General features: G+C 70.8%; 21 protein-coding genes and 1 riboswitch. Of the genes, 10 read left to right on the plus strand and 11 right to left on the minus strand.

Annotation, left to right across the window (positions count from 1 at the left end; all coding sequences use genetic code 11):
- Positions 1 to 367: 367 nt before the first annotated feature.
- A complete protein-coding gene (gene dnaB, locus AB0898_RS02195; RefSeq protein WP_366800890.1) occupies positions 368 to 1,846 on the plus strand; it encodes a replicative DNA helicase in 1,479 nt (492 codons plus the stop codon).
- A 60-nt stretch (positions 1,847 to 1,906) separates the two neighbouring features.
- On the plus strand, positions 1,907 to 3,295 hold the full coding sequence (locus AB0898_RS02200; protein ID WP_366800891.1) for a serine hydrolase domain-containing protein: 1,389 nt from the start codon (positions 1,907 to 1,909) through the stop codon (positions 3,293 to 3,295).
- Positions 3,296 to 3,398: 103 nt separating this feature from the next.
- On the opposite strand, the gene AB0898_RS02205 is transcribed toward AB0898_RS02200, so the two are convergent.
- Both AB0898_RS02205 and AB0898_RS02210 read right to left on the minus strand, forming a co-directional pair.
- Entirely contained in the window at positions 3,399 to 3,851 is a 453-nt protein-coding gene (locus AB0898_RS02205) for a GNAT family N-acetyltransferase (protein WP_366800892.1), read from the minus strand.
- A gap of 11 nt (positions 3,852 to 3,862) precedes the next feature.
- Positions 3,863 to 4,321 carry a MarR family transcriptional regulator gene (locus tag AB0898_RS02210; protein WP_366800893.1) on the minus strand — a complete coding sequence of 153 codons (459 nt, stop codon included), beginning with the start codon at positions 4,319 to 4,321 and terminating at the stop codon, positions 3,863 to 3,865.
- A 144-nt stretch (positions 4,322 to 4,465) separates the two neighbouring features.
- On the opposite strand from AB0898_RS02210, the gene AB0898_RS02215 reads away from it, so the two are divergent.
- Together AB0898_RS02215 and AB0898_RS02220 are read left to right on the plus strand one after the other, a co-directional pair.
- Positions 4,466 to 5,689, plus strand: coding sequence for an MFS transporter (locus tag AB0898_RS02215; RefSeq protein WP_366800894.1), 1,224 nt, complete (start codon positions 4,466 to 4,468; stop codon positions 5,687 to 5,689).
- A gap of 104 nt (positions 5,690 to 5,793) precedes the next feature.
- Complete coding sequence (locus AB0898_RS02220) at positions 5,794 to 6,216, plus strand: heme-binding protein (RefSeq protein ID WP_366800895.1); 423 nt, start codon at positions 5,794 to 5,796, stop codon at positions 6,214 to 6,216.
- A 74-nt stretch (positions 6,217 to 6,290) separates the two neighbouring features.
- Here AB0898_RS02220 and AB0898_RS02225 read toward each other — a convergent pair whose 3' ends face one another.
- Positions 6,291 to 7,157 carry a GNAT family N-acetyltransferase gene (locus AB0898_RS02225; protein WP_366800896.1) on the minus strand — a complete coding sequence of 289 codons (867 nt, stop codon included), beginning with the start codon at positions 7,155 to 7,157 and terminating at the stop codon, positions 6,291 to 6,293.
- A gap of 349 nt (positions 7,158 to 7,506) precedes the next feature.
- Between AB0898_RS02225 and AB0898_RS02230 the strand changes: the two genes are divergently transcribed.
- Positions 7,507 to 8,706: a globin domain-containing protein gene (locus tag AB0898_RS02230; protein ID WP_366800897.1), complete on the plus strand. Its 1,200-nt coding sequence runs from the start codon at positions 7,507 to 7,509 to the stop codon at positions 8,704 to 8,706.
- 4 nt (positions 8,707 to 8,710) lie between these two features.
- Here the strand turns inward: AB0898_RS02230 and AB0898_RS02235 are convergent, their stop codons facing one another.
- From AB0898_RS02235 to AB0898_RS02255, 5 genes are all read right to left on the minus strand, one after another.
- Positions 8,711 to 9,193, minus strand: coding sequence for an NUDIX hydrolase (locus tag AB0898_RS02235; RefSeq protein WP_366800898.1), 483 nt, complete (start codon positions 9,191 to 9,193; stop codon positions 8,711 to 8,713).
- Between the two features lie 88 nt (positions 9,194 to 9,281).
- The gene (locus tag AB0898_RS02240; RefSeq protein ID WP_366800899.1) at positions 9,282 to 10,184 is read right to left on the minus strand and encodes a LysR family transcriptional regulator; all 903 of its coding nucleotides are present in this window, start codon (positions 10,182 to 10,184) and stop codon (positions 9,282 to 9,284) included.
- Between the two features lie 194 nt (positions 10,185 to 10,378).
- Positions 10,379 to 11,527 carry a cystathionine gamma-lyase gene (locus AB0898_RS02245; RefSeq protein WP_366800900.1) on the minus strand — a complete coding sequence of 383 codons (1,149 nt, stop codon included), beginning with the start codon at positions 11,525 to 11,527 and terminating at the stop codon, positions 10,379 to 10,381.
- Positions 11,524 to 12,015: a low molecular weight protein-tyrosine-phosphatase gene (locus AB0898_RS02250; protein ID WP_366800901.1), complete on the minus strand. Its 492-nt coding sequence runs from the start codon at positions 12,013 to 12,015 to the stop codon at positions 11,524 to 11,526. Before AB0898_RS02250 ends, AB0898_RS02245 begins: the two co-directional genes overlap by 4 nt.
- A 7-nt stretch (positions 12,016 to 12,022) precedes the next feature.
- Entirely contained in the window at positions 12,023 to 12,400 is a 378-nt protein-coding gene (locus AB0898_RS02255) for a phage holin family protein (protein WP_366800902.1), read from the minus strand.
- Between the two features lie 59 nt (positions 12,401 to 12,459).
- Between AB0898_RS02255 and AB0898_RS02260 the strand changes: the two genes are divergently transcribed.
- The 4 genes from AB0898_RS02260 (at position 12,460) to AB0898_RS02275 (ending at position 14,716) form a co-directional block, all read left to right on the plus strand.
- Entirely contained in the window at positions 12,460 to 12,777 is a 318-nt protein-coding gene (locus AB0898_RS02260) for a cupin domain-containing protein (RefSeq protein ID WP_366800904.1), read from the plus strand.
- A gap of 130 nt (positions 12,778 to 12,907) precedes the next feature.
- Entirely contained in the window at positions 12,908 to 13,120 is a 213-nt protein-coding gene (locus AB0898_RS02265) for a DUF5326 family protein (protein WP_366800905.1), read from the plus strand.
- A 346-nt stretch (positions 13,121 to 13,466) separates the two neighbouring features.
- A complete protein-coding gene (locus tag AB0898_RS02270; RefSeq protein ID WP_407078282.1) occupies positions 13,467 to 14,180 on the plus strand; it encodes an IclR family transcriptional regulator in 714 nt (237 codons plus the stop codon).
- A gap of 98 nt (positions 14,181 to 14,278) precedes the next feature.
- Positions 14,279 to 14,716: an SsgA family sporulation/cell division regulator gene (locus AB0898_RS02275; protein WP_018547576.1), complete on the plus strand. Its 438-nt coding sequence runs from the start codon at positions 14,279 to 14,281 to the stop codon at positions 14,714 to 14,716.
- A gap of 152 nt (positions 14,717 to 14,868) precedes the next feature.
- Here AB0898_RS02275 and AB0898_RS02280 read toward each other — a convergent pair whose 3' ends face one another.
- Positions 14,869 to 16,356, minus strand: coding sequence for a YibE/F family protein (locus AB0898_RS02280; protein WP_366800907.1), 1,488 nt, complete (start codon positions 16,354 to 16,356; stop codon positions 14,869 to 14,871).
- A gap of 71 nt (positions 16,357 to 16,427) precedes the next feature.
- Positions 16,428 to 16,601: riboswitch (TPP riboswitch) on the plus strand.
- Here AB0898_RS02280 and thiC point away from each other — a divergent pair.
- Positions 16,594 to 18,390 (plus strand): phosphomethylpyrimidine synthase ThiC, encoded by a 1,797-nt coding sequence (thiC, locus tag AB0898_RS02285; protein ID WP_366800908.1) that lies wholly within the window; start codon positions 16,594 to 16,596, stop codon positions 18,388 to 18,390. Its footprint overlaps the riboswitch before it by 8 nt.
- A 30-nt stretch (positions 18,391 to 18,420) precedes the next feature.
- Here the strand turns inward: thiC and AB0898_RS02290 are convergent, their stop codons facing one another.
- Together AB0898_RS02290 and AB0898_RS02295 are read right to left on the minus strand one after the other, a co-directional pair.
- Positions 18,421 to 19,284, minus strand: a complete 864-nt coding sequence (locus AB0898_RS02290) for a hypothetical protein (protein ID WP_366800909.1) — start codon at positions 19,282 to 19,284, stop codon at positions 18,421 to 18,423.
- 183 nt (positions 19,285 to 19,467) lie between these two features.
- Positions 19,468 to 20,532, minus strand: coding sequence for a metallophosphoesterase (locus AB0898_RS02295; RefSeq protein ID WP_366800910.1), 1,065 nt, complete (start codon positions 20,530 to 20,532; stop codon positions 19,468 to 19,470).
- Between the last annotated feature and the right edge of the window lie 153 nt (positions 20,533 to 20,685).

Below are 20,685 nucleotides of genomic sequence, written 5' to 3' on the forward strand. Positions count from 1 at the left end.
GAGGTGATCTTGGTCCGGCTGGGGAGTTTTTTGTTCTGCACAGCCAGTGGACGATAAAGGTGCAGGTCAGAGTCGTCCTGCTCAGGGAATCGAGGTCTTGTTCACAGGGCTGTCCACCGGGTCGTGCACAGGTTTCGGGGAGTTCTCCACAGCATCTGGGCCGTCGTCCACATGCCCTGTGGATAACCAGATTGGCTGAAGGTGCCTGGGGGCCTACCGTGGTCCGGCGCCCGCTCCCCGTCCCGGCCCTGGAAAACGTCGTACCACCGACGCGCCGGATCCGGAGCCGGGCCTCTCATTTTGTCAGTGCCGTGCCGTACAAAGAGGCGTGGCGAGGTCCGCGGTGCGGACGGGAGGAGGTGGCTCGGTGAGCATTTCCGAGCCCTTGGACGATCAGTGGGCCGACAGCGGACCCAGCGATCGTCTGCCCGCCTCCCGCCGCCGTGGCGAAGCCGTCCGCAGCCGCGGCGAGCAGCACGACCGCGGCCGGGACGACGGTGACTGGGAAGGCGGCGGCTCCTCCTTCGAGCGGGTGCCGCCTCAGGACCTCGACGCCGAGCAGTCCGTCCTCGGCGGCATGCTGCTGTCCAAGGAAGCCATCGCCGACGTGGTCGAGATCCTCAAGGGTCACGACTTCTACAAGCCCGCGCACGAGACGATCTACCAGGCGATCCTCGACATCTACGCGAAGGGCGAGCCGGCCGACCCCATCACCATCGCGGCCGAACTCACCAAGCGCGGCGAGATCAACAAAGTCGGCGGCGCGGCGTATCTGCACACCCTCGTCCAGACGGTGCCGACGGCGGCGAACGCCGAGTACTACGCCGAGATCGTCCACGAGCGCGCGGTGCTGCGCCGGCTGGTCGAGGCCGGCACGCGCATCACGCAGATGGGATACGCGGCCGACGGCGACGTGGACGAGATCGTCAACAGCGCCCAGGCCGAGATCTACGCGGTAACCGAGCAGCGCACCAGCGAGGACTACCTGCCGCTCGGCGACATCATGGAGGGCGCCCTCGACGAGATCGAGGCAATCGGCTCCCGCAGCGGCGAGATGACCGGCGTGCCCACCGGGTTCACGGACTTCGACTCCCTGACCAACGGCCTGCACCCGGGCCAGATGATCGTCATCGCCGCGCGTCCCGCCATGGGTAAGTCCACCCTGGCGCTGGACTTCGCGCGGGCCGCCTCGATCAAGCACAACCTGCCGAGCGTGGTCTTCTCCCTCGAAATGGGCCGCAACGAGATCGCGATGCGTCTGCTGTCCGCCGAGGCGCGGGTCGCCCTGCACCACATGCGCTCCGGCACGATGACCGACGAGGACTGGACCCGGCTCGCCCGCCGGATGCCGGACGTCTCGGCCGCCCCGCTCTACATCGACGACTCCCCGAACCTGTCGATGATGGAGATCCGCGCCAAGTGCCGCCGCCTGAAGCAGCGCAACGACCTGAAGCTCGTCGTCATCGACTACCTCCAGCTGATGCAGTCCGGCGGCTCCAAGCGCGCCGAGAGCCGTCAGCAGGAGGTCTCGGACATGTCCCGTAACCTCAAGCTCCTCGCGAAGGAGCTGGAGATTCCGGTCATCGCGCTGTCCCAGCTGAACCGTGGTCCCGAGCAGCGCACCGACAAGAAGCCGATGGTCTCCGACCTGCGTGAGTCGGGCTCCATCGAGCAGGACGCGGACATGGTCATCCTGCTCCACCGCGAGGACGCCTACGACAAGGAGTCACCGCGCGCGGGCGAGGCCGACCTGATCGTCGCCAAGCACCGAAACGGCCCCACCGCCACGATCACGGTCGCCTTCCAGGGCCACTACTCCCGTTTCGTGGACATGGCCCAGACCTGACCGGGCCGGCAGCGGCTGAAAGAACTCGACGTGCCGGTCTCCAGCGGGTGGACTGGGCGTATGACGACATCTCATGAAGAGCTGCTGCCGGGGACCCGGCGGGCGCTGTCGCACCGGATCGCCGTCGCGCAGGCCGAGGGGCGTGCGCCGTCGCTGGTCGCCGCGGTGGTGCGGGGCGGGCGGGTCGTGTGGCAGGGGGCGCGGTCCTCGGTCGACGGGCACGCCCCGGACGAGAACGTGCAGTACCGGATCGGCTCCATCACGAAGACGTTCACCGCCGTTCTGGTGCTGCGGCTGCGGGACGAGGGGCTGCTGGACCTCGGTGACCCGCTGGAGAAGCATCTGCCGGGCACCGGCGCCGGGGAGGCGACTGTCGCCGAACTGCTCGCCCACACGGCGGGCTTGGCGGCCGAGTCGCCCGGTCCCTGGTGGGAGCGGACGCCGGGCTCGCTGCGTCCCGAGCTGAGCGATGTGCTCGGGGAGCACCCCCTCCCGCACCCGGTCGGACGGTGCTTCCACTACTCCAACCCCGGCTACACCCTGCTCGGCGCGCTGGTGGAGGAGCTGCGCGGCGCTCCCTGGGAGCAGGTGCTGCGCGAGGAGATCCTCGAACCGCTCGGCCTCCACCGCACGAGTGCTCAGCCTCAGGCGCCGCACGCGGGCGGCTGGGCGGTGCATCCCTGGGCGGATGTGCTGCTGCCCGAACCGCTGGAGGACCTCGGCCGGATGGCGCCGGCCGGACAGCTCTGGTCGACCACCGGTGACCTCGCCCGGTTCGCCGCGTTCCTGGCCAAGGGGGACGACCGGGTGCTGAGCGCGGAGTCGGTCCGGGAGATGCGGACACCCGCCGCGCCCGCCGAGGCCGCCGATGTGGCCGACGGAGCCGCCTACGGCCTCGGGATGCAGATCCAGCACCGTGACGGCAGGCTCCTCGTCGGCCACTCCGGCTCGCTCCCGGGCTTCCTGGCGAACATCACCATCAGCGTGGACGACGACGTGGCGGCGGTCGTGCTGGCCAACTGCACGAGCGGCCCGCTGCTCGGCGCGCTGGACGCCGATCTCGTCCGCATCGTCGCCGAGGCGGAACCGCGCATCCCGGAGCCCTGGCGGCCGATGCCTGAAGTGGACGCGGACGTCCTGGAGTTGGCCGGCCCGTGGTACTGGGGGACACACGCCTTCGGGCTGCGGGTGTCCGCCGACGGACTCGCGCTCGGCCCGCTCTCGGGAGCCGGCCGTCGTGCGCGGTTCCGGCCGAACGGCGACGGCACGTGGACCGGTCTGGAGGGCTACTACGCCGGTGAGTTGCTGCGTCCCGTACGGCGTCCGGACGGCACGCTGAGCCATCTCGACGTCGGCTCCTTCGTGTTCACCCGGCAGCCGTACGACTCGGCGGCGCCGGTGCCGGGTGGCGTGGACGCGGGAGGCTGGCGGGGGAGCGAGCAGGCTTAAGCGCGGCGGAAGTTGAGGGGATTCGCCCCTGTTTCACGTGAAACAGGGGCGAATCGCTGTTCGCGGGCGCCCGGCTGGGGTGCCCGCGCCGAGACGCGGGCGCTCAGAGGTTCAGCTTGAAGCCCTCGTGCGAGGCGGTGAATCCGAGGCGCTCGTAGAAGCGGTGCGCGGCGGTGCGGGTCTTGTCGGAGGTCAGCTGTACGAGGGTGCAGCCGAGGTCGCGTGCCCGCTCGACGGCCCAGCGGATGAGGTCACCGCCCAGTCCGGCCCCGCGCTGGTCCGCGTGGACACGGACGGCCTCGATCAGCGCACGGGTCGCGCCCTTGCGGGAGAGCCCGGGGATGACCGTGAGGTGCAGGGTGCCGACCACGCGTCCCGCCAGGACGGCGACGACCAGATGCTGGTTCGGGTCGGCGTCCAGGCGCTCGAAGGCGTTGACGTAGGGCGTCAGGTCGTCGGGGGACTCGCGCCGGGCGCCGAGGGGGTCGTCGGCCAGCATGGCGACGATCGCGGGGATGTCGTCCGGTCGGGCCCGCCGTATGTCCGTCTGTTCCATGATCCCCGACCCTAGACGGGTGTGTGCAGGGACTCCACGGCCTTTACCAGGGGCGCCAGTTCGGGCTTCAGGGCGGCGGCGTCCAGTGCCTCGCGCAGGGCGGCGTCGTTGGTGGGGCGCGCCTGCTCCAGCAGCGTCAGACCCGCCTCGGTGACGTTCGTGTAGATGCCCCGGCGGTCGGTCGGGCACAGATAGCGCTCCAGCAGGCCCCGGTCCTCCAGGCGGGTCACCAGGCGCGTGGTGGCGCTCTGGCTGAGGACGACCGCGTCGGCCACCTGCTTCATCTGGAGATGGCCGCCCTCGCCGTCGTGCTGGCGGCTGAGCACGTCGAGCAGGGAGTACTCGCGCACGCTCAGCTCGTGCCGTGACTGGAGGGCGCGCTCGATGTGCGCCTCGATCCTGCCGTGCAGCAGCGACAGCGCGCACCAGCTCTGGGCGAGGGCGGTGAGCGCGGGGTCCGTCGCAGTCATGGGCGTTCTCCTCCGTCCCGGGCGGCCGGGTTCCAGGGTAGAGCATCACTCGCAATATCCAGCGATTGCATTTAACCCGCGTCTGCAACTATTGTCGAAGCGCGCAAAGCGCTCCTGCAATCGTCTGGGAAGGTGTACCCCCTCATGCCTCTCGCGCTTCTGGCCCTCGCGATCGGGGCCTTCGGAATCGGGACGACCGAGTTCGTGATCATGGGCTTGCTGCCCGAGGTCGCGGGCGACTTCGGGGTCTCCATCCCCCTGGCGGGCCTGCTCGTGACCGGCTACGCCCTCGGCGTGGTGATCGGCGCCCCGCTGATGACCGTCCTCGGCACCAAGGTCTCGCGCAAGCGGATGCTGATGATCCTCATGGGTCTGTTCATCGCCGGGAACCTGCTCTCCGCCGTGGCCCCGGTGTTCGGGATCATGCTCGCCGGACGCGTGGTCGCGTCCCTCGCCCACGGCGCCTTCTTCGGCATCGGCTCGGTCGTCGCCGCCGAGCTGGTGGCCCCGGAGAAGAAGGCCGGCGCCATCTCGATGATGTTCACCGGTCTCACGGTCGCGAACGTGGTCGGGGTGCCGCTGGGCACGCTCGTCGGGCAGCAGGTCGGCTGGCGGGTGACCTTCGGCATCGTGGCCGCGCTGGGCGTGGTCGGCCTCGCCGGTGTCGCCAGGCTGGTGCCCGAGATGCCGCGTCCCGAGGGCGTGCGGCTCCGCCACGAGCTGGCCGCCTTCAAGAACGCCCAGGTCCTGCTCGCCATGGCGATGACCGTCCTCGGCTTCGGCGGGGTCTTCGCGGCCGTCACCTACATCGCCCCGATGATGACCCACGTCGCCGGGTTCTCCGACGGCTCGGTGACCTGGCTCCTGGTCCTGTTCGGCCTCGGCATGGTCGGCGGCAACCTGGTCGGCGGCAAGTTCGCCGACCGCGCCCTGATGCCGATGCTGTACGTCTCCCTGGGCGCCCTGGCCGTCGTCCTCGCGCTGTTCACGCTGACCGCCCACAACAAGATCGCGGCCGCCGTGACCATCGCCCTGATCGGCGCCCTGGGCTTCGCGACCGTCCCGCCCCTGCAGAAGCGCGTGCTCGACCAGGCGCACGGCGCCCCGACCCTGGCCTCGGCCGTGAACATCGGCGCCTTCAACCTGGGCAACGCCCTCTCGGCCTGGCTCGGCGGCATCGTCATCGCGGCCGGCTTCGGCTACACCGCCCCCAACTGGGTGGGCGCCGCCCTCGCGGCCGCCGCGCTGGTCCTCGCCTTCCTGTCGGCCGCCCTGGAGCGCCGCGACGGCACGACCGGCACCGCGGCTTCCTCCGGCGCGGCCGTCACCGACGCGTCCGTCCCGCAGCGGGCGGCCGTCCACCACTGAGCCCGCCCCTCCCCGACCACCGGACGGCCGTGCGGGCCGGGGGCGTCACACCTCGCCCGGCCCGCACGGCAGCACCTCAGAAACACTCAAGGAGAACCCCCACCATGAGCACCACCACCATCACCCCGCTCACCACCGAGGACGCCGAACTGCTCATCGCGACGGCGCGGCGCGCCGCCGAGGACGCCGGAGTCACCGTCAGCGTCACCGTGCTGGACGCGGGCGGCCATCTGCTCGCCTTCCGCCGGGACGACCGGGCGGTGCTGATCTCCGGCGAGACCAGCACCCGCAAGGCCTACACGGCGCTCCAGCTGAACGCGGCCACCGCCGACCTGGTCGACGCCGTGCAGCCCGGCGCCCTCTTCCACACGCTGCCCACCGCGCTCGACCGTCCCCTGCTGTTCATCGCCGGTGGTGTCCCGGTGCACCGCGACGGCCGGCTCGTCGGCGCCATCGGCGTCGGCGGCGGCGCGCCGGACCAGGACCACGGCTTCGCGACCGAGGCCGTGCGCGCTCTCGACGCCTGACGGAGCCGTCACACCGTGACGGGTGCGGGCCCCCGGCTGGACACAGCCGGGGGCCCGCACTCATCTCCCTGCGGTCAGCCCGCTGCCACCGTCAGCGGCGCGAACCGACGCGTCCAGTCCCCCGGCACATTGGCGATTCCGCAGGTCATGACAGCGTTGACCGCTACGGGCGCCAGACCTCGTTCCTTGAACCAGGCGCGCAGTTCGTCGTGGCGCATGTCGATGTCGGTGCGCAACGGACGCTCGGTGCGGGCCGCGAGCGAGGCGACGAGCGCCTTCGCCGTCTCCGTGTCGCGGGCGATCAGCGGTCCCACCACGTGCGTGTCCATGTTGGGCCAGGCGGCGGCGTAGCCCGTGATCCGTCCCGCCTCCTCCGCCACGCGCAACTGATCGGCGAACGCGGGCAGGCGGGCGAGGAGCGGGGTGCGGTCGGTGCCGAAGACCTCCGCGTCGAGTCGGAGGATCGCCGGAAGGTCCTCGGCCGTCGCGGCACGGGTCGGCGTCCGCTCCGGCAGCCCGGACGGGACGAAGTCGCCCATGAGCATCTCGGCGTGGCCCACGACCTTGAAGCCCAGCTCCTCGTAGAGCGTCCGGCCCATGGGCGTGGCGTGCAGCGTCAGCGGGGTGGTGCCCGACACTGACACGACGTGCCGCAGCAGGCGCCGTCCCACACCTTGGCGGGCATGGCGCTTTGCCACCAGCACCATCCCGACGGCGCCGAGGTCCGTGTGCCCTTCCGGGCCGTATTCCGTGACGACACAGGCGGCGACGAGACCGCCCTCGGGGTCGTCGATGCCGTACCCCTGTCCGGCGGTGAGGAGCAGCCCCCACTTGTGTTCCTCACGCTGCCACTGCCGGTCCTCGGAGAGGTCGGCACACGCGGTCAGATCGCGCGGGTTCAGACGGCGGATGGGCAGAGTAGCGAGTGAATGCGTCGGCACGCGGGCCACGCTGTCGGATCCAGGGCGTGGCGTCCACCGGTTATACGGGAAGCCCGGGCCGGCCCTCATGCGCCCGAGCGACCGCGCCGCATGACTGTTTCACGTGAAACACGGCCTCTTGGGCGGTGACAGATCAAATACCCCGCTCTGTCCGCTACTTGAGGAACGAACAGCCTAACCGGACGAAGGTCCCGAAGAACCGCTTTTTCAGGTACGCCGTCGCGGTCCCCGAGCGCGGTGGAAGGCTGCGGAACGAGTGCTGTGGGTCGGTCCGCCCCGCCGGGGACACGCGCGCTTCCCCACCGGGAGAGCGTCCGCCGACCACGGATGTTCGAGGCGAGGGCACACCATGGACGCTCCGGCCGCCATGTCGGGGGAGAACGGGACACGGGGCGACGGGCAGGGACGCCGGCTGGTGGAATCCGCCGAGACGACATCCCTGGACGCGCTCCTCATCCGCCGCACGCTGACCGAGATCGCGCCCGTCGCCGACAAGGTCACCTCGTACTTCTACGCGCTCCTCTTCGTCCGCCACCCGGAGCTGCGCTCGCTGTTCCCGCCCGCCATGGACACCCAGCGGGACCGGCTGCTGCGGGCACTGCTCACCGCCGCGGAGCACATCGACAACACCCCCGTCCTCGTGGACTACCTGCGCAATCTGGGCCGCGGACACCGCAAGTACGGGACGCTGGACGAGCACTACCCGGCCGTGGGCGCATGCCTGATCGGCGCCCTGAGCGCGTACGCCGTCCACACCTGGACTCCGCAGACCGAGGAAGCCTGGTCTCGCGTCTACGCCACCCTCTCCCAGGTGATGATCTCCGCCGCGGCGGAGGACGCGGTCGCTGCCCCGCCCTGGTGGGGAGCCGAGATCGTCGCGCACGATCTGCGCACCCCGGACGTCGCGGTCCTCACCCTGCGCCCGGACCAGCCGTACCCGTTCCGCGCGGGGCAGTACACGAGCGTGGAGACACCCTGGTGGCCTCGTGTCTGGCGGCACTACTCCTTCGCTTCCGCACCGCGTGCCGACGGTCTGCTGACCTTCCATGTACGGGCCGTTCCGGCGGGCTGGGTGTCCAACGCGCTGGTGCACCGCGCCCGCCCGGGAGACGCCGTACGCCTCGGGCCGCCGGTCGGCTCGATGACCGTCGACCACACCGGTGAGGGAGGCCTGCTCTGCCTGGGCGGCGGCACCGGCATCGCGCCCATCAGGGCCTTGGTCGAGGAGATCGCCGGACATGGTGCGCGCCGCTCCGTCGAGGTGTTCTATGGCGCCCGCGCCGACCATGACCTGTACGACATGGACACGCTGCTGAGGCTCCGGGCGAGCCACCCGTGGATCTCGGTGCACCCCGTCATCGACTGGCAGGACCGCCGCCGGCTGCCCGACGTCATCCGGGCGGGCGGACCCTGGCACGGGTACGACGCCTACCTCGCGGGACCGCCCGGCATGATCTGCGGCGGAGTGGCCGTCCTGCGCGCCCTCGGCGTGCCGGACGTCCGCATCCGGCACGACCCCGTGGAGGAGATGACCGTCGCCGGTTTCTGAGCGCCTATCCGAGGTCGGGCGCGTGCATGGCGCGTACGCCCTCGATGTTGCCGTCCAGGTAGTGGCGCAGGGACAGCGGGACGAGGTGGACGGAGGCGATGCCGACCCGGGTGAACGGGATGCGGACGATCTCGTACTCACCGGCGGGCTCGTCGACTTCGGGGCCGTGGCGCAGTGAGGTGTCCATGGACTCCAGGCGGCAGACGAAGAAGTGCTGCACCTTCACCCCGGTCGCACCGCCGTCCTCGCCGATGTGCTCCACGGTGTCCACGAAGCAGGGGACCACGTCGGTGATCTTGGCGCCGAGTTCCTCGTACACCTCGCGGTGCAGGGCGTCCACGACGGTCGGGTCGGCGGGCTCGACCCCGCCGCCCGGGGTGACCCAGTACGGATCGACTCCCGGTTTGGTGCGCTTGATCAGGATCAGGTCGTCACCGTCCAGGAGAACGGCTCGGGCGGTGCGCTTGACCACGGGTCGGACGGTCATGGGAGAAATGTGGCCCGGGTTGTTCCACGTGAAACATCGCGAGGAGCCACGGCCGGGGCACACGGTGTGACCTCTGTCGCACGCGGGCTCAACACCAGCGCGTGGCCGCCCGTTGCAGCCACTCGTGCGCCCGCGCCACATGCGGCAGGGCGAGCGAGCCGGTGCGCACCACCAGGAAGTAGGTCCGTAGCGGCGGGACCAGCGGATCGTGCAGCAGGACGATCTCCTCGCGCTCCAGCGCGGGTCCGCACAGATAGCGGGGCAGCACGGCCAGCCCGGCCCCGGCGCTCGCGCACGCCAGCACCGCCCGCAGGTCGGGGACGATCACCGTGCCCGCGACGGCCGGGCAGGAGTCGAAGACGGAGGCCCAGTAGCGCGCGACGAAGGGCAGCGACTCGTGCACCTCCACGACGGGCAGGTTCTCCAGAGCGGGCGCACCACCGCCGAGCGGCAGCGCTCCGATCCGTTCCGCCCAGCGCGGTGAGGCGACCAGCACATGCTCCTCGTCGCACAGCGGGCTCGCGGTCAGCAGGGCGCCGCGTGGCCGGGCCGTGCTGATGGCCAGGTCGTGATGGCCCGCGGCCAGGCCCTCCAGCGCCTCCTCCGCCGTGCCGAAGGAGGCGCGGAGCGCGAAGCCCTGACCGTCACGGGCCGCGAGCTCGGTGAGGGCGGGCAGCGCGCGTTCGGCGGTGAACTCGGGCGGGCCGGCCAGGTGCAGGGTCCGCAGCGACGACTCTTCGTCCAGGCCGCTCTCGGCTATCTCCACCAGCGCGTCGAGGTGCGGTGCCGCCTTGTGCGCGAGTTCGTCGCCGATGGTCGTGGGCGTCACCCCGCGTGCCTGCCGCAGGAAGAGCGGACGGCCCAGCTGGCGTTCCAGCGTGCGGATCTGGGAAGTCACAGCCGGCTGGGACAGACCCAGCAGCGCGGCGGCGCGGGTGAAGGAGCCGGCCCGGTGCACGGTGACGAAGGTACGCAGCAAGGCCAGGTCCATGGCGGGTCCTTCCCTTCCCTGCCTTCTCCGGCCCTCGGGCAGGACCCAACTATAAATAAGTCGATAGGTCTCTGTCGTTACCGTGATTGGACACTGACGCAGAGTCAACTAGCCTTGTCCGCACGGTTCTTCGCGCGCGGAACCGACGCGGTCCGAGCCACGAGGGGGGAGGCTCGGACCGCGGCCACTCGGCCCTATCCGGCGGACTCGTCCAGCGCGCGCAGCACGTCCGCCACCAGGTCCTCGGGGTCCTCGGCGCCGACCGACATGCGGACGAAGCCCTCCGGCACCGCGTCACCGCCCCAGCGCCCGCGCCGCTCGGCGGTGGAGCGCACCCCGCCGAAGCTTGTCGCGTCCTCGACCAGACGCAGCGCCGCGAGGAAACGCTCGGCACGCGCGCGCGTGGGCAGCGTGAAGGAGACCACGCAGCCGTAGCGGCGCATCTGCCGCGAGGCGACCGGGTACGCGGGATCCTCGGGCAGGCCCGGATAGCGCAGCCCCGCGACGTCCGGGTGCTTTCGCAGCGCCTCCGCCAGCAGGAGCGCGGTCGCGTTCTGGCGGTCGGCGCGCAGGGCCAGCGTGGCGATCGAGCGGTGCGCGAGCCATGCCTCCATGGGACCCGCGATCGCCCCGACGATCTTGCGCCAGCGGCGCACGGCGGCCATCGCCTCGCCGTCCCGCCCGGCCACGTAGCCCAGCAGGACGTCCCCGTGGCCGGTCAGCTGCTTGGTGCCGCTGGCCACCGAGAAGTCGGCGCCCAGCTCCAGCGGACGCTGTCCGACGGGCGTGGCGAGGGTGTTGTCGACGGCCACCAGGGCGCCGCGCGCGTGGGCCGCGTCCACGAGCCGCCGGATGTCGCAGACGTCGAGCCCCGGATTGGACGGCGACTCGATCCACAGCAGCCGCGCGCCGTCCAGGACCTCCAGCTGGGCGTCCCCGCCGGTGGGCGCGGTGCGCACCTCGATGCCGTACGCCTCCAGCTGCTCGCGGACCAGCGGGAAGACCTGGTAGCCGTCGGAGGGCAGCACGACCACGTCGCCGGAGCGCAGCTGGGAGAAGAGCACCGCGGAGATCGCGGCCATGCCGGAGGCGAAGACCAGCGTCTCCACGCCGTCCTGCCCGGGCGCCTCCAGCTCGCCGATGGCCCGCTCGAGGAGCGTCCAGGTCGGATTGTCGTCACGGCCGTACGCGTACGGTCCCGTGACCTCGCCCGGCAGATGGAAGTGCGCGGCGAACACCGGCCCGGGCAGGGTGGGTTCGTGCTTGACCGGCTCGGGCAGTCCGGCCCGTACCGCGCGTGTGCCGTCGCCGGCGCGGTCCGGGTGTGCGGTGGCGTCGCTCATGCGGGGGGCTCCTCCAGGTGTGCGCGTACGGCGGCGAGCAGTCCGTCGCCCGCCCGTTCCACCATCTCAAGGCACTCCTCGAAGCCGTCCCGGCCCCCGTAGTACGGGTCCGGCACATCGAGGTCGTCGCCCGCCGCCGGGTCGTAGGAGCGCAGCAGGCGCACCTTGCGCGCGTCCTCCTCGGTCGGCGCGAGCCGGCGTAGGGCCTTGAGGTGGCCCGTGTCGAGGGCGATCACGAGGTCGCGCCCGGCGAACCACGACGGCTGGAATTGCCGGGCGGTGTGCGCGGTGCCGTAGCCGTGCTCGTCGAGGACCGACACGGCGCGCGGGTCGGCGTCGTCGCCCTCGTGCCAGCCGCCGGTGCCGGCGCTGTCCACCTCGATCAGGCCGTCGAGCCCGGCCTCCGCGACACGCGCGCGGAGGACCGAGGCGGCCATCGGGGAACGGCAGATGTTTCCGGTGCACACGAAACAGACGCGGTAGGTCATGGCGTGCTCAGTCCTCGTCGGGCAGGACGAGGTTCAGCGCCCAGGAGACGACGGAGATGATCAGGCCGCCGAGCACGGCGGTCCAGAAGCCGTCCACGTGGAAGCTCAGGTCGAGCTTGCCGCACACCCAGGAGGTGAGCAGCAGCATCAGCGCGTTGACGATCAGGGTGACAAGACCGAGCGTCAGGATGAACAGCGGGAAGGTGAGGACCTTCACGACCGGCTTCACCAGGAAGTTGACCAGGCCGAAGATCAGCGCGACCACGATCAGGGTGCCGATCTTCCTGCCCGTGCTGTCACCGGTGAGGGTGATCTTGTCGAGCAGCCACACGGCGACCGCGAGGGCGGCCGCGTTGGCGATCGTCTTGACTACGAAATTCTTCATGTGTCTGATCGTGGCAGACGAGGTCAACAGTGAGCAGTGGGGCGAGGGCGGCGGCGACGATGAAGGAATTCCGGCTGGACGAACTGGAGGCGGAGCGCGCCGCGAACGACGGCGCCTACCTCCAGTTCCTGCGGGAACGGAACATGTCGGTGGGGCTGTACGCCCTCGACGCGGGCTCCCACGACCCGCAGCGGCCGCACGGCCAGGACGAGGTGTACTTCGTCGCCAGCGGCCGGGCCTCGATGACGGTGGGCCTGGAGACGACCGAGGTAGCGCGGGGCAGCGTGGTCTACGTACCGGCCGGAGTGGCCCACAAGTTCCACCACATCAGCGAGGATCTGCGGGTTCTCGTGGTGTTTTCTCCACCGGAGGCGTGAGGGTCCGTCTCAGGGTTCCCTAGGGGACGGTTCAGGGGAGGACAAGGGGTGCGCGGCCCCCGCGGAGGCCTCTCGCGGCCCTAGCATCGAGGTCGGACATCAATTACTGCGAACGCAAAGGACGAGGGCAATGCGAGAGATCTTCGCGGGGCTGCCGTGGTGGGTGAAGTGGGTCGCGGTGCCGGTCATCGCGCTGGTCGTCTTCGGCGGCCTGATAGCGACCGTCGTCGGCTTCCTGATCGGTCTGCTGTTCAAGGTCCTGCTCTTCGTCGCCCTGGTCGGCGGACTGATCTACATCGTGCGGAAGTTCATGTCCGGATCCTCGTCGCGCAGCGACTGGTGACGTACGCGGGAGCCGGTGGGCGGTAACACGGATCGCCGGTTCCCTCGGGGGAGGGAAGTTTTCCGGCGTACCGTCCACGCGCGGTGGTGGACGGTTAAAGTCCGGAAATCTCGTGGGGCCCGGCCCCCACGGGCGGCACGCCTCCTCGCCCGTGCCCACCGAGCACGGGCCGCCCCCATCCGCGCGCTTCGGGAGCCACCCCTTGGCCATGGTCGACACCGCCCCGGCAGGACCCCACGCACCGCCCGCATCGCCCCGGTCCTGCGCTCCCCCGATGCAGCGGCCGAACGGCCCGGCCGTCCGGGACAAGCACTCCGCGACCCTCATCGGGTCCGTCCAGCGTGCGATGCGGCTGCTGGAGACCGTCGCGGCCCACGAGTACGGCGCCCCGGCCAAGCAGCTCGCCCGGGAGACCGGGATCGCCCTGCCCACGGCGTACCACCTGCTGCGCACACTGGTGTACGAGGGTTATCTGCGCCGGGAGAAGGGGCTGTTCTTCCTCGGGGAGGCCGCCGACAGGCTGAGCGCGAGCGCGGCACAGCAGAAACGTCGCAGCACGGTGGCGGGCACCCTCGCGCAATGGCGCGATTCCATCGGTGTGCCGGTGTACTACGCGATGTACCGGGACGGCGAGATCGAGGTGCAGTGCGTCGCCGAGTCGCGGGAGGCGCCGGCGGTCGAGGAGTGGGCCGACTTCCGGGAGACGGCCCACGCGCACGCGATCGGGCAGTGCCTGCTCTCGCAGTTGGACGAGGAAGCCCGCCGGGACCACCTGGACCGCTACCCGGTGCGGTCGATCACGCCGTACACCGTGCGGGACAACGGCGCCCTGCTGCGGCGGCTGGCCCGGGTCGGGCGCATGGAACCCGTGGTGGAGCGTCAGGAATACGCCCTGGGGGCGGTTTGCGCGGCGATTCCCCTCACGATGGGTACCACGGCGGCTACGATCGCGATCTCGGTGCCCGCCCACCAGGCCGACCGGCTGATGCCCGCGACACAGCGGCTGCAGGCCGAGATCGGACATCACCTCGGGGCGTTCGCGCTTTCTATCAGCATCTGAAAACTCACTCCTTGTGATCTGTTGTGTACTTTCAGCTAGATTTGGGCATGGTCCGGGGATTAATCCCAGCCAGTCGATGTCATACGACGGGGTAGGCGATGCGCGAGTCCGTACAGGCAGAGGTCATGATGAGCTTTCTCGTCTCGGAGGAGCTCTCCTTCCGCATTCCGGTGGAGTTGCGCTACGAGACGAGCGATCCCTACGCGGTGCGGCTCACCTTCCATCTGCCCGGCGATGCCCCGGTGACCTGGGCCTTCGGGCGGGAGTTGATGATCGACGGCGTGGGCAGGCCGTGCGGTGAGGGCGACGTGCACATCGCGCCCGTCGATTCCGAGGTGCTGGGCGAGGTGCTGATCCGGCTTCAGGTCGGCAGCGACCAGGCGCTGTTCCGCTCCTCCGCGCCGCCGCTCGTGGCGTTCCTGGACCGTACGGACAAGCTGGTCCCGCTCGGTCAGGAGGGGGCGCTGGCCGATTTCGACGCGCACCTCGACGAGGCGCTGGACCGCATCCTGGCCGAGGAGCAGAGCGCCGGCTGAAGTGACGGGGAGCGGTGGGCCGTTCGGACGGCAGGGCCGTACGTGCTTTGCAGAAACGCTTCTGCGGGGTGTGTGCGGCCCTCTCCTGGTTCCCCGTCCCCAGTTCCTCCACGGGGTGGCCCCACCGCGTGACGCCCCCCTCTGGCCCTCGCTCACCGCCTCCGGCGCCGTCCGCGGCCACCACGCGCCGCTGCCGCCGCTGCGGCCGGGGCCGGGTTGCCCGGTTCGGGCCGGTCGGCCGCGACCACCAGGGCGGCGAGGGCCGTGGTGACCGGCACCGAGGCGACCAGCCCGATGGAGCCGACCAGCGTGCGCACGATCTCCTCCGCCACCAGCTCACTGGTGGCCACGGTGCTCACGCTGCTCTGCGCGATCGAGAACAGCAGCAGCAGGGGGAGCGCGGCGCCCGCGTAGGCGAGGACGAGGGTGTTGACCACGGAGGCGATGTGGTCGCGGCCGATGCGGATGCCCGCCCGGTACAGACCCCGCCAGCCCATCGAGGGGTTGGCCTCGTGCAGCTCCCAGACGGCCGAGGTCTGGGTCACCGTCACGTCGTCCAGCACGCCGAGCGAACCGATGATGACGCCGGCCAGCAGAAGACCGCTCATGTCGATCGACGGATAGAGCCCGTGGATCAGCCCCGTGCTGTCGTCGGTGTTCCCGGTGAGCGCGGCCCAGCCGATGAACTGCGAGCCGAGAAAGCCGATCAGCATCAGCGAGACCAATGTGCCGAGCACCGCGACCGACGTACGGGCGGACAGCCCGTGGCACATGTAGAGGGCGATCAGCATGATGGCGCTCGATCCGACCACCGCCACCAGGAGCGGATTCGAACCCTGGAGTATCGCGGGCAGGATGAACAGGGTCAGCACCAGGAAGCTGACGGCCAGCGCGACCAGCGCCATGACACCGCGCAGCCGCCCCACCACCACGACGGCGACGGCGAAGATCCCGGCGAGCAGTGCCATGGGGAACTGCCGGTTCACGTCGGTGACGGAGTACTGCAGGTCCTTGGGCGCCGAGGGCTCGTAGGCGACCACGACCTGTTCGCCCTGGTGCAACTGCCGGGTCTGGTCGGGCTGGACGATCTCGGTGAAGGTGCGGCCCCGGTCCTTGCCGGTGTCGACCCGGACCGTCGCCTTCTTGCAGGTGCCCTTCCCCGCCTGGGCGGTCGCGCCGGCGCCGGAGGAGGCGTTGTCACCGAGGGACGAACCCCCCGAGGCGTTCACGGACTTGCAGCTCACCGACAGGACCCGGGTGACCGTGGCCTGCTGGGTCTGGCGGTCGAAGCCGACCCCTGAGCGCTGGTGCGGCGGGGCGCCCCCGGGCCAGAGCACCACGAGCCCGACCACGACGGCGGCCGTGAACGGGATCAGGATCGCCGCGATGACCTTGCGCAGATGCCGGGACACCGGAGCCGCGGGGCCATGGCTGTGCGAGTGGCCATGACTGTGGCCGGGAGAGCCGTGACCATGGCCCGGTTCCTGGTCGCCGCCGGAGCCCGCGTGGTACCCGTGCGCGTCTCCGGGGCCGCCGCCGGAGCCCTGTCCGCCCCCGCCTGCCGGGCCGCCGCCCTGTCCGGGGCCGTGCCGATGGGGCGGCCCGGGCGGGGGAAAGGGAGGCTGATGTGTCGTGGTCACCGTCCGATCATTGCAAGAACGACCGAGGCCCACTGTTCTTCCCGTCAGAAGGGGCGCTAGCGTGGAGGCACCTTTGCACACGCGGGAGCTCGGAGCACCGGGCTGAGAGGGCGCTGACCTCCGTCTTCGCGATGTTTCACGTGGAACCGTGGTTCCACCGGACCATCTGCGGACGGAAATCGCTGCGTCGACCGCCGAACCTGTTACCGGGTAATGCCGGCGTAGGGAGTAGGTCTCATGACCAACAAGGACGCACGCACGCCTGCCTCCACGCAGAACGCGACCAAGGGGTCGCCGGACGCGGAGGCCGGGAAGTCCAACGGCTGGCACAAGGCGTACCTCGCGGGCTCACGCCCCGATGTACACGTGCCGGTCCGTCAGGTGCACCTGACCAACGGACGGTCGGTCACGCTCTACGACACATCGGGGCCGTACACCGACCCCGCCGTCCCCACCGATGTCCGGCGGGGACTGACCCCGCTGCGGGAGAACTGGATCGTCGCGCGGGGCGACACCGAGGAGTACGCCGGGCGCCCCGTCCGGCCCGAGGACGACGGCATCAAGCACACCTCGCCGCGCGGCGGGCTGCGGAACCTGGACGCGGTCTTCCCCGGCCGCCCCCGGCTGCCGCGCCGCAGCCGTGACGGCGGTGCGGTCACGCAGCTCGCCTACGCGGCGCGGGGCGAGATCACGCCCGAGATGGAGTTCGTGGCCCTCCGCGAGAACGTGTCCCCGGAGGTGGTCCGCGAGGAGATCGCCGCCGGTCGCGCGGTGCTGCCCGCCAACGTCAACCACCCCGAGATCGAGCCGATGATCATCGGCAAGCGCTTCCTGGTGAAGGTCAACGCCAACATCGGCAACTCCGCCGTCACCTCCTCCATCGAGGAGGAGGTGGAGAAGATGACCTGGGCGACCCGCTGGGGCGCCGACACGGTCATGGACCTCTCCACCGGCCGCAACATCCACACCACGCGCGAGTGGGTGCTGCGCAACTCCCCCGTGCCCATCGGCACGGTGCCGCTCTACCAGGCCCTGGAGAAGGTCGACGGCAAGGCCGAGGAGCTGACCTGGGACATCTACAAGGACACCGTGATCGAACAGGCCGAGCAGGGCGTGGACTACATGACGGTCCACGCGGGCGTGCGGCTGCCGTACGTCCCGCTGACGGCGAACCGCAAGACCGGCATCGTCTCGCGCGGCGGCTCGATCATGGCGGCCTGGTGCCTGGCGCACCACAAGGAGTCGTTCCTCTACGAGAACTTCGAGGAGCTCTGCGAGATCCTCGCCGCCTACGACGTCACCTACTCGCTGGGTGACGGTCTGCGGCCCGGTTCCATCGCGGACGCCAACGACGAGGCGCAGTTCGCGGAGCTGCGCACGCTCGGGGAGCTCAACCGGATCGCCAGGCGCTTCCATGTACAGACGATGATCGAGGGCCCCGGGCACGTCCCGATGCACAAGATCAAGGAGAACATCGACCTCCAGCAGGAGATCTGCGACGAGGCTCCGTTCTACACACTCGGCCCGCTGACCACCGACATCGCCCCGGCGTACGACCACATCACCTCCGGCATCGGCGCGGCGATGATCGCCTGGTGGGGGACGGCGATGCTCTGCTACGTCACGCCCAAGGAGCACCTGGGCCTGCCCGACCGGGACGACGTGAAGACCGGCGTCATCACCTACAAGATCGCCGCGCACGCGGCCGACCTCGCCAAGGGGCACCCCGGCGCGCAGGAGTGGGACGACGCGCTGTCCGACGCCCGCTTCGAGTTCCGGTGGGAGGACCAGTTCAACCTCGCCCTGGACCCGGACACCGCGCGGGAGTTCCACGACGAGACCCTGCCCGCCGAGCCCGCCAAGACGGCCCACTTCTGCTCCATGTGCGGGCCGAAGTTCTGCAGCATGAAGATCTCGCAGGACATCCGGCGCGAACACGGCGGCAGCAGGGCGGAGATCGAGGAGGGCATGGCCCGCAAGTCCGAGGAGTTCGCGGCCACGGGCAACCGGGTCTATCTGCCCCTCGCCGAGTGACGGCCGGGTGACGCCGGGGGAGTCCGGTGCCTACTCCGGCTGATGCTCGGGACCGCCGAAGTCGGGGCTCGAGTAGTCCGGGCTGGAGAAGCGCGGCCGGTCGGAGACCGAGCCGTCGTGCGGGCTGCTGAAGCCGGGGCGGCCGTAGCCCAGGCGCGGCATCCTTCCGGTCGGGGTGGTGGGCCGGCCCGGGTACGGGGTCACCGGGCCCGGCCGGTCCAGGGCCTCCCTGAGGAAGGGCAGGATGCCGCGCTCCAGCAGGGCGTCCCGCCAGGCGTCTCTGGCCTCGGCCACCGCCCGGTCCCCCTCGGCGTAGGCACCCGCCTCGGCGGTCGCCTTGTTGCGCAGGGCGGTGAGCAGCAGCCCCACGGCGGCGACCAGGATCGCGGCGGCGGTCACGGCGCCGAAGACCCACCCCGCCGCTATCAGCGTGCGGGCGAAGGCCTGGCCGGGGGCCAGCATCTTCAGGAGGTAGCCGACGAGCAGGAAGAGGGCGGCGGCGGTCCCGGCGAGGACGGGAGCGAGCACGGCTATCACCGCGATCGCTCCCGCGCCGGCGGTCTCGGCGGCCTCCCCGAGCGTGGTCGCGGCGAGGCCCAGCGTGCCCGGGCCGGGGTCGGTGGAACCGGCTTCGGCCTGGGTGTCGGGGGACGGCGCCGGGTGGCGCAGTTCCTCGCGGACCTTCACGTAGTGCTGGTACTCGGTGGCCGCGGCGGCCGTGATGAGCACGATGGCGCCCAGCGCCATGGTGCGCAGTTGTTCGGGGTTGAGCCGCTGACCCACGGCGGACAGTTCCGGGCGGTGTGGCGCGGAGCGCAGCGCCTCATCGAGGAGCCGCTCGAAATCCTGGCGGTCCTCGTTCAGCAGGTGCTGCGGAACGCTGTTCATGTGCATCCCCCGATGCTCCGTAGGGCTGGGGGCTCGCATGGCGGCGAGCCGTCGGGCAGAAACGGAGGGGAGCCTGCTACGGATAAACCGATGGTAGAGCCGTCAAGGCTCAAGGTGACAGGGGGTTGCCGGAAATTGAGGCCCGGCCCGGTGTCCGGCCGACCCCGACCGGTTTAGTCGGCCGAACCCTCAGGCGTCCAGGGGGAGTTGCCGGACCAGCAGCTTTCCGGCCATGGTCACGCCGCCGTCCATCGCGATGGCGAGCCCCTCGGCGTAGACGTGCGGACCCTCGACGTGCGGGGTGCCGTCCTCCTCGTCCTCCTCGGAGCCGACATGGCCGAGCAGGTACGGAATGGGGCTGTGGCCGTGAACGACCCGGGTGCCGCCGTACGTATCGAGAAGGGAGCGCACGGCGTCCGCGCCGCCCTCGTCGCGGAAGGAGAAGCGCTTGGTGAACTTGCGGAACAGGTCCCAGACCTCGTCCACGCTGTTGCGCGTCAGGGTCTCGCGGACGGTGTCGTTGACGGCCTCGATCGAGTCGCCGTAGTCGAGATAGGCGGTGGTGTCCGAGTGGAGCAGCAGATAGCCGTCGGCCGACTCGACGGCGTCGAGGCGTGCCATCCACTGGAGATGGTGGTCCTGGAGGCGGTCCATGTCGGTCTTCTGGCCGCCGTTGAGCAGCCAGGCGGCCTGGAAGGTGGCCGTGCCCGCGCCGGAGTGGACCGGGGTGTCGCCGAACCGCTTGGCGCCCAGGAGCAGCAGTTCGTGGTTGCCCATGAGGGCCTTGCAGTAGCCGCCGGCGGCGGCCGCCTCGGCGGACAGCCGCATCACCAGGTCGATGACGCCGATGCCGTCCGGGCCGCGGTCGGTGAAGTCGCCGAGGAACCAGAGCCGGGCGGTGCCCGCGCACCACTGGCCCGCCTCGTCGATCAGGCCCTGTTCGCGCAGGGCGGCGAGCAGCTCGTCCAGATAGCCGTGGACGTCGCCGACGACGTACAGCGGGCCGGGGCCCGCGTTCTCCCGGGGCGCGTGCGCGGCGTCCGGGTCGACGGGGAGCTGGATGGTGTCGCCGCGCTGGATGACGGGCAGGTCGCGCTGGGTGGGCGTGTAGCCGTCGGGGAAGTCCTCGTCGGCCGGGACCACGTTGCCGGGGTGCGGATACGGACCGGTCTCATGGACGTACGCGGGCACCCGGAAGTCGCGCAACGTCTCCGTCCGCTCCACCTCGGTCCCCTGACCGGCCCCCTGAGTCATCAGACCCCTCCACCATCGCGCCGCAGCTGCACCGCTTCGGACTGCCTGGTCGCAGCGGCCCGCGGTGTCGTGGGCCCATCATAGGAATGCGCGTCGTGCCATGTGATGACCCAGGGGTGGTGAATCCGAGCAAGACGCCGGTTCACCGCGGCT

This window comes from Streptomyces sp. NPDC005435 (assembly GCF_040703155.1).
Lineage (GTDB): Bacteria > Actinomycetota > Actinomycetes > Streptomycetales > Streptomycetaceae > Streptomyces.

Excerpts from the sequence above, each read along its gene's own strand:
- AB0898_RS02200 (WP_366800891.1), top strand. The coding sequence starts at position 1,907 with ATGACGACATCTCATGAAGAGCTGCTGCCGGGGACCCGGCGGGCGCTG.
- AB0898_RS02205 (WP_366800892.1), bottom strand. The coding sequence starts at position 3,851 with ATGGAACAGACGGACATACGGCGGGCCCGACCGGACGACATCCCCGCG.
- AB0898_RS02210 (WP_366800893.1), bottom strand. The coding sequence starts at position 4,321 with ATGACTGCGACGGACCCCGCGCTCACCGCCCTCGCCCAGAGCTGGTGC.
- AB0898_RS02215 (WP_366800894.1), top strand. The coding sequence starts at position 4,466 with ATGCCTCTCGCGCTTCTGGCCCTCGCGATCGGGGCCTTCGGAATCGGG.
- AB0898_RS02220 (WP_366800895.1), top strand. The coding sequence starts at position 5,794 with ATGAGCACCACCACCATCACCCCGCTCACCACCGAGGACGCCGAACTG.
- AB0898_RS02230 (WP_366800897.1), top strand. The coding sequence starts at position 7,507 with ATGGACGCTCCGGCCGCCATGTCGGGGGAGAACGGGACACGGGGCGAC.
- AB0898_RS02235 (WP_366800898.1), bottom strand. The coding sequence starts at position 9,193 with ATGACCGTCCGACCCGTGGTCAAGCGCACCGCCCGAGCCGTTCTCCTG.
- AB0898_RS02240 (WP_366800899.1), bottom strand. The coding sequence starts at position 10,184 with ATGGACCTGGCCTTGCTGCGTACCTTCGTCACCGTGCACCGGGCCGGC.
- AB0898_RS02245 (WP_366800900.1), bottom strand. The coding sequence starts at position 11,527 with ATGAGCGACGCCACCGCACACCCGGACCGCGCCGGCGACGGCACACGC.
- AB0898_RS02250 (WP_366800901.1), bottom strand. The coding sequence starts at position 12,015 with ATGACCTACCGCGTCTGTTTCGTGTGCACCGGAAACATCTGCCGTTCC.
- AB0898_RS02255 (WP_366800902.1), bottom strand. The coding sequence starts at position 12,400 with ATGAAGAATTTCGTAGTCAAGACGATCGCCAACGCGGCCGCCCTCGCG.
- AB0898_RS02260 (WP_366800904.1), top strand. The coding sequence starts at position 12,460 with ATGAAGGAATTCCGGCTGGACGAACTGGAGGCGGAGCGCGCCGCGAAC.
- AB0898_RS02265 (WP_366800905.1), top strand. The coding sequence starts at position 12,908 with ATGCGAGAGATCTTCGCGGGGCTGCCGTGGTGGGTGAAGTGGGTCGCG.
- AB0898_RS02270 (WP_407078282.1), top strand. The coding sequence starts at position 13,467 with ATGCGGCTGCTGGAGACCGTCGCGGCCCACGAGTACGGCGCCCCGGCC.
- AB0898_RS02275 (WP_018547576.1), top strand. The coding sequence starts at position 14,279 with ATGCGCGAGTCCGTACAGGCAGAGGTCATGATGAGCTTTCTCGTCTCG.
- thiC (WP_366800908.1), top strand. The coding sequence starts at position 16,594 with ATGACCAACAAGGACGCACGCACGCCTGCCTCCACGCAGAACGCGACC.
- AB0898_RS02290 (WP_366800909.1), bottom strand. The coding sequence starts at position 19,284 with ATGCACATGAACAGCGTTCCGCAGCACCTGCTGAACGAGGACCGCCAG.
- AB0898_RS02295 (WP_366800910.1), bottom strand. The coding sequence starts at position 20,532 with ATGACTCAGGGGGCCGGTCAGGGGACCGAGGTGGAGCGGACGGAGACG.